The sequence below is a fragment of the Vreelandella andesensis genome (assembly GCF_003989795.1).
In the GTDB taxonomy this organism is placed as follows: domain Bacteria; phylum Pseudomonadota; class Gammaproteobacteria; order Pseudomonadales; family Halomonadaceae; genus Vreelandella; species Vreelandella andesensis.
Genome location: NZ_RZHG01000028.1, coordinates 128,190 through 140,826, shown reverse-complemented (window position 1 = coordinate 140,826; position 12,637 = coordinate 128,190). Strand labels below are relative to the sequence as shown.

Sequence of the window (12,637 nt, the reverse complement as noted above, 5' to 3'; positions counted from 1 at the left end):
CAGCACGGTGAAGTGATCCGTACGTTCGGGAGCTACCCTAGGCCAGCCAAGCGGGGCAGGCTTACGCCATCGGCGCCAGCCTCATCGAACTATCGTTAGGGGAATAGCAGTCTCTTGCTCAGCTTGACGGCTTGGGCCTTGATTCACGAATGCCTCCACTGCATCGCGGGTATGGTCAGGCCGTAAGTGGGCATAGTGCTGGATGGTTGTTTGAATATCGGAATGCGCCATCAGCTTGGAAACTGTCAGCAAGTCGATACCTGCCATTACCAGCTGGCTGGCGAAATTATGCCGCAAGCTATACAGCAGCAGGTCATCAGGCAGCCCGGCGAGCTTGCGCACATTTGCCCACGGTTTTTGCATGGCTGTTCTATCCATACGCTGCCCATTGCGTTGCGAGGGGAATACCAGGCCTGTCTTTGGTTCGCCCACGTGCTGGTGCCAAGTGGCCAGTGTCTTGAAGGCCGCTGAGGATAACGGGAAGGTCATAGGCTCGGAATGGTGGTGCGCCGTTTTCTCTATCACCTTGCGGATCGTGCCAAAGGTCAGATTGACGTGTTCCCAGCGAAGGCCGGTTATATCGCCGGGCCGAAAACCGGTGTAGTACATGGTCAAAACCCACGGCTTGACGTGATCTACATAAGCCGCGCCATCCAGGTCGGGCAGGTATGATTTTCCATGGGCTCGACTACGGCGGCGCTGCTCACGCTTTTGCTCTTGATACGCATCCAGGCCAGTAAATAGTGCCTCGGCTTCATCATGCTCCAGATAGCGACGTTGTGATGCTTGCTCGGCCATATCGTCGTCATTCATCGCTGGCTTTTGTAGCTTGACGCCCGCCAGTGGGTTGGCCGGTATTACCTTGCGCTCGGTGGCGTGCATCAGCATGGCGTGCATGGCGTCGAAAGAACGCTTGAGGCTACCAAAGGCGAGTGGCTTTTCTTTGGCTTCTTGCCGAGCTTGCCAGCGTTCAACCTCCGCACGGGTGAGGCTGCTCATAGGTTTGTCGAGCCAGTCAGCAAAATCTTTTTGGATTCTGCGAAGCGTGCCTTTGCCGTCCTTCTTGCGATTTTGATAGGCGGTGTATGGGCCATCTAGGTAAGCTCCCAGCGTTTGATCTTGCTGGCGCTGCTGCTCGGCCTTGGCTTCCTCTAACACGGCGCGTGGGTCGCCACCTTGCGCGACGATAGCTAAGGCTTCGGTAGCATTTGTGCGTGCTTGAGTGAGCGTCAGTGTTCCGTAAGTCCCTAGCGTCATCAAGCGGCGCTTGCCGGCCTTGGTGCGGTAGTAGAGCCGGAATGTCAGGCCGCGTTTACCAGGGCGCACATGGAAACCTGCCAAGTCGGTGTCCCAGACATCTCCCGGCGGTATATCTTTTGCCAGCTTCTCCACGCTTTTAGCGGTCAGTTTCACTCGGGTCTCGGTGCCTGCCATGATGGCCTCAATTTCTAGGTGACAAATAGGTGACACTCGAAGGATATAACGGGGTACAGCGGGAAACAACAAGCAAACTCTAATAGGCTTACTTTATATATTATATCAGTGGCTTATGGTGTTTTCTTGTTTCTGTCAGTGTCTGCTTAAATATGGGATAAACGGAATGGGGTTGCAAAGGTCGCAGGTTCGAATCCTGTCACTCCGACCAAACAGATGAAACGGTCACTTAGCTTTTTAAGCGGTGGCCTTTTTTTATTGCTGTTGATTGTTAGCGGTAAGCCGCCTGAACCTTATCTTTTAATTGTCTGATTCAAGCAACACAGCTTAAGCCATCGCTGAAAGCAAACGCAGCGCAAAACATAACACTAGTTAGGGTAATAGCCACTGCGCAAAATAGCCTGTTGAATAGGCAAGCCCGGCAGCGGCGGTGCCCATCAAAAAAGTGCGAAAGCCCGAGCGCCAAGCGGGAAGGCCGTAAACCGCGCTCTTAAGCATACCAATAGCCAGGAACACGATGCCTGCTAGCCCCAGGCTAGCTAGAAACTGCGAAGTGGTTTCTAAACCAGTTAATGTATAAGGCAGTAATGGCAGGGTTCCTACTACTAAAAAAGCAACAAAGGTAACTAACGCTGAACGAAGGGGGCTAAGCCCAGCAGACGACAGGCCATGCTCCTCTTGTAACATGGTGGCTACCCATCTATCGGGTTCGCTGCATAGGGTATCGACAACGTGCTCAAGTAGCTCCCCTTCAAAGCCTTTTGCATGGAATAACTGACGAATCTCTTCGCGTTCGCCTTCGGGCACTAAGTCTATATGCTGCCGTTCGATGCGCTCTGTACTGGTGATCTGAGCCAACTGTGCCTGCCCAGCTTCGTAATTGCTAAAAGCCATGCTGAAGCCATCAGCAAGTAGGTTGGCAAAACCTAGTACCAGCGCCACCTGTGGTGAAAAACCTGCGCCAAAAGCGCCTGAAACCACCGCAAACGTTGTCACACAGCCATCAATACCACCCAGCACAGCATCTGGAAGTGTTGATGCTTTTACAGGGGTCGCCAGCCGCTTGCGCACGGCTTCAGGGTGATGTTCTTCTAGAAGGCTTTCACGACTTGGAGTGGGCACGATGTGACCTCACGCTAATGTCACTTTAAAGGTCCTCCAATTCCTCAGCATCACGCATCATGCGCATAATTTCATGCTGCTCTAGGGCAAGTACGCCGTTTAATAACTCCTCGACAGCACTAGTCTCTGCTCTTGATGATAAATAACGATATAGATCAATTAACTGGTTATGTATCAAAAGTAATGAGTGCATAACCTCTTCGGAATTCATTTGCAGGTAATTAGTGGTGTTGAGCTGTTCGAATGTGAAGGAGTGTTTGTCGAAATACTCTGCACACCACGTATCAAGGACCCCAGGCCTACCACTCGTTATGGTTAATGCTACCACCTGGCTGAGCTCTCGTTCATGCTTTGACAGGTAATCAAAAAGCATACGAAGTCTTTCCTGGTGAGATGCTTGTGAGGCATGCTCGAAAACATCAGCCAAGTCAGTATGTAGTTTACGTGTCAGTTCCAGCACATCTTGAATCGTTTCGACTGTCATTGTTCAACCTGCCTGCATAAAGATAAAACGCATCCCGACTAAGGACATTACTCATAGCTCGTCCCAAATTCGCTCACGCAAGTCATCGTTGAGTTCCGATACCTTACGCATACGATTGAGCGCGGCATCTGCCATGTCTCCTGCGATGTTGTGGTAGCAAGTTGCCATTGATCCTGGTGTTTGAGGTCCTTCGAAACCTAGCATGCAGCTGCCTAACTTATTGTAAATAGGAGCCACTGTTGTAATAAAATCCAATTCATGTCGAAGCGCATCGTTGAATGCTTCTAGCCAGATTCGCTGTAGCTTGGCAGCTGAATGAGTGGCTTCTACCCAAGGGTGATACCAAAGCATCAGCATAGTATCGTTGTTGATGTCATTCGCTGTCAGGTTGGGGAACATTAATGTTGTCATTGTGTTGACTCCTCATGTGTACTTATAAAAAGCATAGTCACACTCAACGTAGACGTGGTGGTTATTAGCTATTCATTTGACGCTGATCATGTTTTTAATTCATTGCAAATAGGTTTTGTTTTTTAGTTTGATCAATATCTAAGAATATCTCGTTAATTTTAAAATGGTGTTTTATTTTTTTTTCGGTTTATTAATACCTTACGGATTTGTTAGTGGGCTGTACGTTTTATTATTGGTTGCTAAAATTCTAGTTTTTAAATTCAAATTATTTTATTTAGCCTTTTTAATAAAAATCGATTGTAAATGTTTTGTATAATTTATTTATGGACGAGATGGTAGGAGCACAGAAAGTGATACAGAGAATCGAACGTTATGATAGGTCACGCTCACTCGTTATTTATTGATTTTAGTCATGAATATATAATTTCAATGAGCGAAAGTTTTGAAGATATGGTTAAGTTTAATTATCAATTTGAACTGCATGCTTGAAAAATTTTATTGTAATACAATAGCTTAAGAGAACGGCCGTGGTTTGATGTTTAAAAAACTAATTATGCAGTAGGAGTTTGATAACGTATTTGCATTCAAATTCTAGCTATAAGTACTTATATTTAACACATGATAAATAATTATAAAAAATGATTAGCGGTTCAGCTGGTTATATTCATTCACTTTTTTTAATAAAGTTGATAAATGTCATGGAAAAAAAAGTTCGGCTTGGTCTACGATTGCGTTATCGACGATTTTACAGCCGCCTTAGGCCAAATGGAGAAGCAAGCATATGAATAAACAAGTAGCGCATAATTTTCTACCACAAGAGCAGCTCGATTTAGCTTATTCTCACGAGTCAATAGAGCTTAACCGATACCGATGGTTGGCACTTAGTTTTCTTCCGATTGACCCCTCTGTCAGCCGCTTGATGAGCTCGATCGGTCTAGAGTGTGTACACCGTCTTAGTAGCTTGCAAAAAGCTGCCCTGCAGATAGGGTTAAGTGCTTGTATAAATAATTCACCTACATGGGAACTTCCAAGATTTTATAAGAATAACAGTCGACATTTTTTTGTTGTTGATGAGCGTATGGGGCATCATCTACTTGAGCATGCTGAAGAGGCTGCCTACGAAACGTATGTTTTCTTTAACTGGCTATTAGAAACTAACGCCACGCCTGAACTTTATCGGCCGTTGTGGAATTGCGTTAATCAAAAAAATAATGAATTAAATATAATTAAAGAATGCCGTGAAAATTGGAAAGTCCAAATATTTTAAGAGGGTGATTCTGTAACAGAAAAAGTATAACTAGTTTGATTTTATATTTTCAATGGGGGTGTGCAATGTCGAATTTATTGAAAAATCAAAAAACAGTAAATCAGCCTTTGTCTAATGCCTTCCTGTTAGTAAATAAACTTTGGGATTTTTTTTTCTGAGCAAATGTTTATAGTCCGGATTGATGATAATAAGAAATTTATTATCGTAGCAATCAATTCTTCCCAGAAAGCCAGGCTGGATGATGACCTTGAGTATGTTGGCAAACACCTTAATCAGCTGTTTACAAAACCGCTCGGTGAAGAAATAGTGGTTAACTGTGCTCGGTGTTTAGAAGAGTATTCGTTATCTCATTATAATGCGTTAGAGGTAAATATTTACGAAAGAAAACTTGATGAAGACTGCCAGCTTTGTTTAACGCCTATTGCTAATTTTCAAGGATGCTTGACTCACTTGCTTGGAATTATCCATAAAGATAATGTTAAGGAAAAAGCAATGTCGCTGAATGATTATATTGAAAATGAAGTGGAAAAACGGGTCATTGAGCGCACTGCAACATTAATGGCTACCAACGCGCAGTTGTCATACCTGGCAAATCACGACTATCTCACGGGTACATACAGCCGACGCTATCTTTTAGAGTTTGCTAATGCTGAAATAAAGCGCGTCTGTCGTTATGGACTATCGCTTTGTCTCATGATGCTTGATCTTGATAATTTTAAATCAATTAATGATAAACAAGGACATTTTGTGGGAGATCAAGCGTTAAAGGAAGTTGCGAAAACTATCCTTGAAACCGTGCGTGAATGCGACAGCGTAGGGCGGTATGGTGGCGACGAGTTTATGGTTGTACTGCCAGAAACAGATGTTTCTGGTGCTTTATTAATTGCTGAGCGGCTTCGAGCTGCTTTAAATCGTGTCAATATTTCTATTAGTATTGGTATCGCAGAACTAGAACATGAAGATATTTACATTGAGGCACTAATTAATAAAGCGGATTATTTGCTTTTAAAAGCTAAACAAAACGGGCGCAATAGAATTGAATCTATTGCTATTGATGATGTTGATCGATCACCCACTAAAGTTTGGTGATGATCTGTTTTTTTTGGCTATAGTGGCTAAACCGATAGGGTCTAGAATAAAGTAATCATGTCTATTTGCTGAAAGCAGACCCTCGTTTTCGAAGCGGCTAATAATACGACTGACGGTTTCAGAGGCCATACATAAATAATTTGCTATCTCCTGTCTTGACATGGCTAGCCTGAAGGCGTTCGGAGAATACCCTAGTTCACTAAACTTATTAGACATAGTGATAAGAAAATACGCGAGTCTGGCGTCTGATGGCTGACTTAGTGTCCGCCACAAACGCGCATGTTCCGTACGAATTGACCTGCTTAAGACTCTTAATAGCTTATTGTGATTCTCTTGTGCTATTAAGTACTCATCTATATTTCTGAATTTTATTAGCGATAGTGAAGATGTTTCTATTGATGTAACAGGACCGCAATAGTGATGTTCACATATCGAGTCTAGCCCTATTATATCGCCAGGCAAGAAAAAGTGAGTGATTATTTCACTTTCTCCTGGTTTTCTTATATGACTTTGCTTTAGTAAGCCGCTATGAACAAGATACAACCCATTAAATTTATCTCTTTCTGTTATCAATAGGGTCTTTTTGCGTAATGTAAATAAAGGTTGAGAAAGATCCCTGAGTGATTTTATTTCGTTAATTTTGGTTGATGTAAATATTTCTGTTTTTTTATTTTTAAGTTTTGAAAAAATGTAAGGGGTATCCACGTCGTCCACCTTTGGTGTGCAAGCGTTTTACACGTCAAGCGTGTGTAAAGCTGTTGTTAATTTTTTATTTTAAAATATAATTTAAGCGGAAAGTTTTTGCTGATCTAATAAATTATAATATTATTTTATTTTTTAAATAATTCAATACAATTTTGAATATATTTTCTGATTCGGTATTTTTTCTGGGTGATGATTTCTGTAAAAATAATGAGTTAGCTTATTAATATGAAGTGGAGTTTTTTCATTACAATCATGCTTTTTATGTATGTATGTCGTATAGTTTTATTATAAAATTAGACCTTTAGTATTTTTAAGATATTGTAAGTTATAGCATTTTAAGATGATAATGGTTAAGAAACGATGATAGCGTTAAACCGTGCTCCGCCCATGCTTTTTCTATCAGTGAACAGTTAGTTGTTTAAATATACGAAGCAGCATAATGTTAGATTAAATGTAGATAAAAGCCATTTTTTCTTGAGAGAATACGCCTAGTGTAAAGAAGTTTGGGGGAGTAGTTTTTTTGCGCTGTATCATTTCCTTGTTACTTTATAGGCAAGCGCAGTACTGCAGCGCAGCAACCTGATGTAAGCTGACGATATCTTCATCAATGGAGCTTATCGATGGAAAACCCTCAATCACCTGCCCAGCCATCATCAGACTGGCACAGCGCCTCTATTGATAAAGCGCTTGAGTGGCAGGCCGTTACTCCTGATGGTTTAACTACCACTGAAGCTCAAGCACGGCTAGAGCGCTGTGGGCCAAATCGCCTCCAGCAGGCCAAGGGGCGTCCCTGGTATCGACGTTTATTGGATCAACTTAATAATATTTTAATTCTTATACTGCTGGTGGCTGCTATTGCCAGTTTTCTGCTTGGACATGTGATAGACGCGGCGGCCATTGTGGGTGTGGTGGCCGTGATTGCACTGATTGGATTTATTCAGGAAGGAAAAGCTGAGCAGGCACTCGATAGCATCCGCAACATGCTGTCTCCTCAGGCCAATGTTTTACGTGACGGCAAGCGCACTACCATTCCTGCTGAAGCATTAGTGCCGGGGGATATTGTGCTTGTGGAGAGCGGAGACCGAATACCTGCAGACGTGCGGCTTATTGAGGCGCGGCGTTTTCGCACCGACGAGGCGGCTTTAACAGGAGAGTCGGTACCTGTTGAAAAGCAGATTGATCCAGTTGACCAAGATGCGGATCTTGCTGAGCGAAGTAGTATGGCGTTTGCCAGTACGATCGTGGTGCAAGGGAATGCCCGTGGTTTGGTAGTTGAAACGGGGCGCTACACCGAAATTGGCAAAATTTCTGAACTTCTGCGCGGTGTTGAAAAAATCAAAACGCCATTGCTTCAGCAGTTAGATCGAGCAGGCAGGGTTCTCGCAATTTTTATCTTAGCGGCGGCAGCCATCACTGCGTTGCTGGGCACGATACTTCATGATCAGCCCGCAGCGGATATGTTCATGGCTGCTGTGGGGCTGGCGGTTGCCGCTATACCCGAAGGCTTACCCGCTATCGTCACCATTGGACTTGCGCTTGGCGTGCAAAATATGGCGAAGCGCAACGCTATTATTCGCCGGCTTCCTGCGGTGGAAACGCTAGGCTCTATCTCGACTATTTTTTCTGATAAAACGGGCACGCTGACGCGCAATGAAATGACAGCCCAAGCGATTTGGCTGGGTGACGAGCAGTTTTTCATCGATGGTATTGGGTTTGAGCCTAAAGGCGCTTTTTATCGACTGCACGCCAACGGTGAACAGGAATCAGAGGCTGTTGATGTCGATGGTGTTTCTTTATTAGGTGACTTTTTACGTGCCGGCGTATTGTGCAACGACACTGAGTTGCATCAGCAGGCGGGGCAGCATCAAATTTATGGCGACCCGACAGAGGGCGCGTTGGTGGTTGCTGGAGAGAAAGCAGGCGTTAGTACGTCGAAGGTGCGCGAGCAGTTTCCACGGTTAGATGCGATCCCTTTTGAGTCAGATTTTAAGTACATGGCCACGCTGCATGAAGAAACCGATGGACAGCGTGTCATCGTAAAGGGGGCGCCTGATCGCTTGATAGAGATGTGCGATAGTGTTGCTACCTCGCAAGGCACTGTCGACATTGATCGTACTGAATGGGAACACCGTATCCACGAGCTTTCTTCGCGAGGTTTGCGTGTTTTAGCCATTGCAGATAAACCAGCCACTGCGACTGCGATCGACGAGCTTGACCATCATCATATTGAAGGCGGCTTGCGCTTATTAGGAATTATTGGCTTGCTGGATCCGCCAAGAGAAGAAGTTATTGAAGCGGTTAAGCTTTGCCAACAAGCGGGTATTCGTCCCGTTATGATTACTGGCGATCATGCTTCGACAGCGCTTGCTATTGCTAAGCAGTTAGGTTTTTCGCAAATCCAAAAAGCGCTTACTGGACGAGAAATTGAAACGATGTCCGATCAAGCGCTTGAAGAGATCATTTTAGACGTTGATGTGTTTGCTCGGGCATCGCCAGAGCATAAATTGCGTTTAGTTAAGGCAATGCAGGCGCGGGGCGGTGTCTGTTCAATGACTGGAGATGGCGTTAATGACGGACCCGCTTTAAAACGGGCAGATGTCGGCGTTGCTATGGGGATGCAAGGAACTGAGGCAGCAAAAGATGCGTCCGAGATGGTGCTGGCGGATGATAATTTCGCAACGATAGTCAGTGCTATTGAAGAAGGCCGAAAAGTTTACGATAACATCCGTAAAACCATTACCTTTATTCTACCCACCAATGGCGCTCAGGGCTTGGCCATCATGCTGGCAGTGCTGTCCGGCTCGGTGTTGCCGGTAACGCCACTGCAGGCCCTTTGGGTGAATATGGTGGTGGCAATTACATTAGGGCTAGCATTAGCGTTTGAAATCGGTGAGAAAGATTTGATGGCTCGTCAACCCAGAGACCCCAAGGCACCGCTGCTTGATCTGTTTTTATTGTGGCGAGTGTTTTTTGTTTCTGTGCTGCTGCTTATCGGTGTTTTCGGGATGTTTTCTTGGATACTAGGCCAAGGAGGTAGCGAAGCCTTGGCACGGGCAGGAGCGGTTAATATGCTGGTTACAGGGAGTGCAGCTTATTTAATCAATAGCCGCTTTTTAATTAACAGTACGCTATCGCTAACCGGTATTTTCGGTAGTCGACCGGTTTGGATCGCCATCATCATGGTGATGTTGTTACAAATGGCGTTTACTTACCTGCCCTTTATGCAGATCATTTTTGGTAGCGAAGGGTTAAATCCCGCGCATTGGCTAGCCATCATTTTTAGTAGCGGGGTGATTTATTTGTTAATTGAGGCTGAAAAGATGGGGTGGCGCATGCTCAAGGCCAAGCAGAAATAAGCCAATAGCCTATTTGTGAAAAATCAGCGCTACCTAAGGGGATTGAATAACAAGCCATAGGTGGCGCTAACCCTACTCACGTTAGCTGAGCAGTCTATTTACCCTTGGGCGTGGTGATCCGCAAGTGCGGCTGCAATGGCTTCTTCCCATTGGCCTACGGTAATTTCCCAGTGGGCCATTTCGTCCTGATCTGGCGCACCTTCGGAGGCGGTATTCAGCTCTTCAGGGGAGTAGCGTTCAAAGCAATGCTTGGCGAACGCTTTGGTTTTTCCATCCCGAAGCTGATCAATCATTTCCATACTCTTTATCCTTTCCTTGGTGGTGATATCCACCTTGCCATTGACACCTAGGGAAGGAGTCACGACTGCTTCATGAGTGTAGCGGCTTGATCCCATTTCTGCTCGGCGGTGAGCCAGTAATGGCTTAAAGCACAGCATCCAAAATAATTTTGACTGCAATTCCTGCCAGCAATAGCATGATGAGGTTATCAAACCAGCGATGTGACAAGCGTTTACCAAGCTGGGCGCCGATGGGCATAGCGGCGAGAATGACGAATAGAGCTATGAAACTGTAAAACGTGCGCTCCAGCGTTAGTATGTCCGCACTCAGCAGCGCAGGTATTTGAACGCAGGTGATAGCCACGAAAAATACAGAGATAGAGCCAATAAATACTTGGCGCTCGAGCTGCATTGCATTTAGAAACGTCACCGATGCAGGTGCTGACATGCCCGCTGCGCCCTGCAATACGCCGGCTAGTAAACCAACAGGCAGCACGATACGTTCTGCAGTGGCGAAAGGAAGCGCGAGCTTTCGCCGTGCCAACTTGATAACCAAATAGAGCACTATCGACGCTGCCACACCAAGCGACAAAAAAGTTGGTGACAAAACGACTAACCCCCATGTGCCCAGCACAATGCCTAACCCTCCTGAAAGGGAGAAGACAGCGAGAAATCGCAGTGGTAATAAATGGTGTCGATATTGCCATACTTGTAAAAGGTTGCTGAACAAATTGGGGGCGATTAACACAGCAATGGCCAGCTTCACGTCGTAGAGCATTGTGAGTACAGGTACCACAATGACCGGTACACCAGAACCGATAGCACCTTTGACAATGCCTGCTGCAACCAGCGTTAAAAGAGCAATAATCACGGCGGGTTTCCTGGCGCGCCAGGCACAACGGTCAAGCTGTGCCTGCTTAGTGATGTACTGATGATGTACTGACTTGGATTAGTTACCTAAGAACATAGCAGGGTGTATAAGCATTCCCATCAAGCTTCATGCGTCCTTGGGCGACAAATGAGGTTAACAGCTCATCTAAACGCTGCATCAGTTCTGGTTCGGCGGTTAACTCAAAGGGACCATGCGCTTCAATTGCCCGAATGCCGGGCTCTTTAACGTTACCTGCGACGATGCCAGAAAATGCACGACGTAAGTTGGCCGCCAATTCATGGGTAGGTTGCTCGCGATGAAGCGCTAGACCGCGCATAGCGTCGTGAGTGGGCTCGAAGGGCGCTTGAAAGTCACGCGCAATAGTCAGACGCCAGTTATAGTAAAAGGCGTCCTGGTGCTTGCGACGGAAGTCCGTAATCTCATCAATTTCGTCACGCATTTTGCGAGCGACGGCCACTGGGTCGCCAGTAATAATTGTGTAATAACGGCGGATATCTTTGCCCAACGTATATACTAGAAATTCGTCGATTTTCTGAAAATACTCGGCAGAGTTAGCTGGGCCGGTAAACACGAGCGGGAAGGGGATATCGTGATTGCTTGGGTGAAGCAGTATGCCTAATAAGTAAAGAATCTCTTCTGCAGTCCCAACACCGCCAGGAAAAACAACAATACCGTGTCCCAGACGCACGAATGCTTCCAACCGTTTTTCGATATCTGGCATGACCACCAGTTCGTTAACAATAGGGTTTGGCGCTTCGGCGGCAATGATGCCAGGCTCAGAAATGCCCAGATAGCGGCCATCTTTACGGCGTTGCTTGGCATGGGCGACATTTGCGCCCTTCATAGGACCTTTCATGGCGCCAGGGCCGCAGCCAGTGCAGATGTCTAGATCCCGAAGACCAAGGTGATAACCAACGTCCTTGGTGTATTCGTACTCTTCCCTGGAAATCGAGTGGCCACCCCAGCACACCACCAAGCTGGGGTCACGTCCTGGCTTCAATGCGCCTGCCTTACGCAGGATATGAAACACCGCGTTGGTTGTGCCTTCACCCGTGGTTAGATCAAACCGCTTGTGGTGCTGAATTTCGTTATAAACATAAACTATGTCGCGAAGAATCGATGATAAGTGTTCACGTATACCGCGAATCATACGCCCGTCGACAAAGGCTTCTGCAGGGGCATTGGTTAACTTAAGACGGATGCCTCGGTCTTGCTGCAAGACTTCAATATCAAAGTCTTTATAGGCTTCCATAATGGCCAAACTATCATCCGTTGGGCTACCACAGTTAAGCACTGCGAGTGCGCAACGGCGTAGTAGGTCATGCAAGCCACTTTTCGAGGTGCTTTTTAAGCGGTTGACTTCATGCTGGGAAAGCACTTCGAGGCTTCCTTCCGGGGAGATAATGCTGGAAATGGTGGCGCGCGGCACGGAGAGTTGCGTCATTAGTTTGGCTGTCCCTAATCATATTGTTAACGAGACTACATACTATCACGGCCTTTACTGACTGAATTCAAGCAATAAGAGTAGTGTCGGCCCTAAGCGCCCGTTTAATAAGTGATTGTGCTACCCTGTGCTTTCGTTGAGAGCACACAGTGACT

11 protein-coding genes are annotated in these 12,637 nt (G+C 46.0%); 3 read left to right on the top strand and 8 right to left on the bottom strand.

Annotated features, from left to right (window positions below; genetic code table 11):
* Positions 1-81 precede the first annotated feature (81 nt).
* From ELY33_RS15535 to ELY33_RS15520, 4 genes are all read right to left on the bottom strand, one after another.
* On the bottom strand, positions 82-1,434 hold the full coding sequence (locus ELY33_RS15535) for a site-specific integrase (protein WP_126948812.1): 1,353 nt from the start codon (positions 1,432-1,434) through the stop codon (positions 82-84).
* A 372-nt stretch (positions 1,435-1,806) separates the two neighbouring features.
* On the bottom strand, positions 1,807-2,556 hold the full coding sequence (locus tag ELY33_RS15530; RefSeq protein ID WP_126948811.1) for a VIT1/CCC1 transporter family protein: 750 nt from the start codon (positions 2,554-2,556) through the stop codon (positions 1,807-1,809).
* A gap of 25 nt (positions 2,557-2,581) precedes the next feature.
* The gene (locus ELY33_RS15525; RefSeq protein WP_126948810.1) at positions 2,582-3,040 is read right to left on the bottom strand and encodes a hypothetical protein; all 459 of its coding nucleotides are present in this window, start codon (positions 3,038-3,040) and stop codon (positions 2,582-2,584) included.
* 51 nt (positions 3,041-3,091) lie between these two features.
* Complete coding sequence (locus ELY33_RS15520; protein ID WP_126948809.1) at positions 3,092-3,451, bottom strand: hypothetical protein; 360 nt, start codon at positions 3,449-3,451, stop codon at positions 3,092-3,094.
* A gap of 781 nt (positions 3,452-4,232) precedes the next feature.
* On the opposite strand from ELY33_RS15520, the gene ELY33_RS15515 reads away from it, so the two are divergent.
* Entirely contained in the window at positions 4,233-4,718 is a 486-nt protein-coding gene (locus ELY33_RS15515; RefSeq protein ID WP_126948808.1) for a hypothetical protein, read from the top strand.
* A gap of 162 nt (positions 4,719-4,880) precedes the next feature.
* Complete coding sequence (locus tag ELY33_RS15510; protein WP_126948807.1) at positions 4,881-5,807, top strand: GGDEF domain-containing protein; 927 nt, start codon at positions 4,881-4,883, stop codon at positions 5,805-5,807.
* On the opposite strand, the gene ELY33_RS15505 is transcribed toward ELY33_RS15510, so the two are convergent.
* Positions 5,787-6,512, bottom strand: a complete 726-nt coding sequence (locus tag ELY33_RS15505; RefSeq protein WP_167470105.1) for a Crp/Fnr family transcriptional regulator — start codon at positions 6,510-6,512, stop codon at positions 5,787-5,789. The two genes, ELY33_RS15510 and ELY33_RS15505, sit on opposite strands and share 21 nt — an antisense overlap.
* A 620-nt stretch (positions 6,513-7,132) precedes the next feature.
* On the opposite strand from ELY33_RS15505, the gene ELY33_RS15500 reads away from it, so the two are divergent.
* On the top strand, positions 7,133-9,868 hold the full coding sequence (locus tag ELY33_RS15500) for an HAD-IC family P-type ATPase (RefSeq protein ID WP_126948805.1): 2,736 nt from the start codon (positions 7,133-7,135) through the stop codon (positions 9,866-9,868).
* A gap of 98 nt (positions 9,869-9,966) precedes the next feature.
* Here ELY33_RS15500 and ELY33_RS15495 read toward each other — a convergent pair whose 3' ends face one another.
* The 3 genes from ELY33_RS15495 to ppnN form a co-directional block, all read right to left on the bottom strand.
* The gene (locus tag ELY33_RS15495) at positions 9,967-10,230 is read right to left on the bottom strand and encodes a hypothetical protein (RefSeq protein WP_244208629.1); all 264 of its coding nucleotides are present in this window, start codon (positions 10,228-10,230) and stop codon (positions 9,967-9,969) included.
* A gap of 61 nt (positions 10,231-10,291) precedes the next feature.
* Complete coding sequence (locus ELY33_RS15490) at positions 10,292-11,017, bottom strand: sulfite exporter TauE/SafE family protein (protein ID WP_126948804.1); 726 nt, start codon at positions 11,015-11,017, stop codon at positions 10,292-10,294.
* Between the two features lie 82 nt (positions 11,018-11,099).
* Complete coding sequence (ppnN, locus tag ELY33_RS15485) at positions 11,100-12,482, bottom strand: nucleotide 5'-monophosphate nucleosidase PpnN (protein WP_126948803.1); 1,383 nt, start codon at positions 12,480-12,482, stop codon at positions 11,100-11,102.
* Between the last annotated feature and the right edge of the window lie 155 nt (positions 12,483-12,637).

Excerpts from the sequence above, each read along its gene's own strand:
- ELY33_RS15535 (WP_126948812.1), bottom strand. The coding sequence starts at position 1,434 with ATGGCAGGCACCGAGACCCGAGTGAAACTGACCGCTAAAAGCGTGGAG.
- ELY33_RS15525 (WP_126948810.1), bottom strand. The coding sequence starts at position 3,040 with ATGACAGTCGAAACGATTCAAGATGTGCTGGAACTGACACGTAAACTA.
- ELY33_RS15520 (WP_126948809.1), bottom strand. The coding sequence starts at position 3,451 with ATGACAACATTAATGTTCCCCAACCTGACAGCGAATGACATCAACAAC.
- ELY33_RS15515 (WP_126948808.1), top strand. The coding sequence starts at position 4,233 with ATGAATAAACAAGTAGCGCATAATTTTCTACCACAAGAGCAGCTCGAT.
- ELY33_RS15510 (WP_126948807.1), top strand. The coding sequence starts at position 4,881 with ATGTTTATAGTCCGGATTGATGATAATAAGAAATTTATTATCGTAGCA.
- ELY33_RS15500 (WP_126948805.1), top strand. The coding sequence starts at position 7,133 with ATGGAAAACCCTCAATCACCTGCCCAGCCATCATCAGACTGGCACAGC.
- ppnN (WP_126948803.1), bottom strand. The coding sequence starts at position 12,482 with ATGACGCAACTCTCCGTGCCGCGCGCCACCATTTCCAGCATTATCTCC.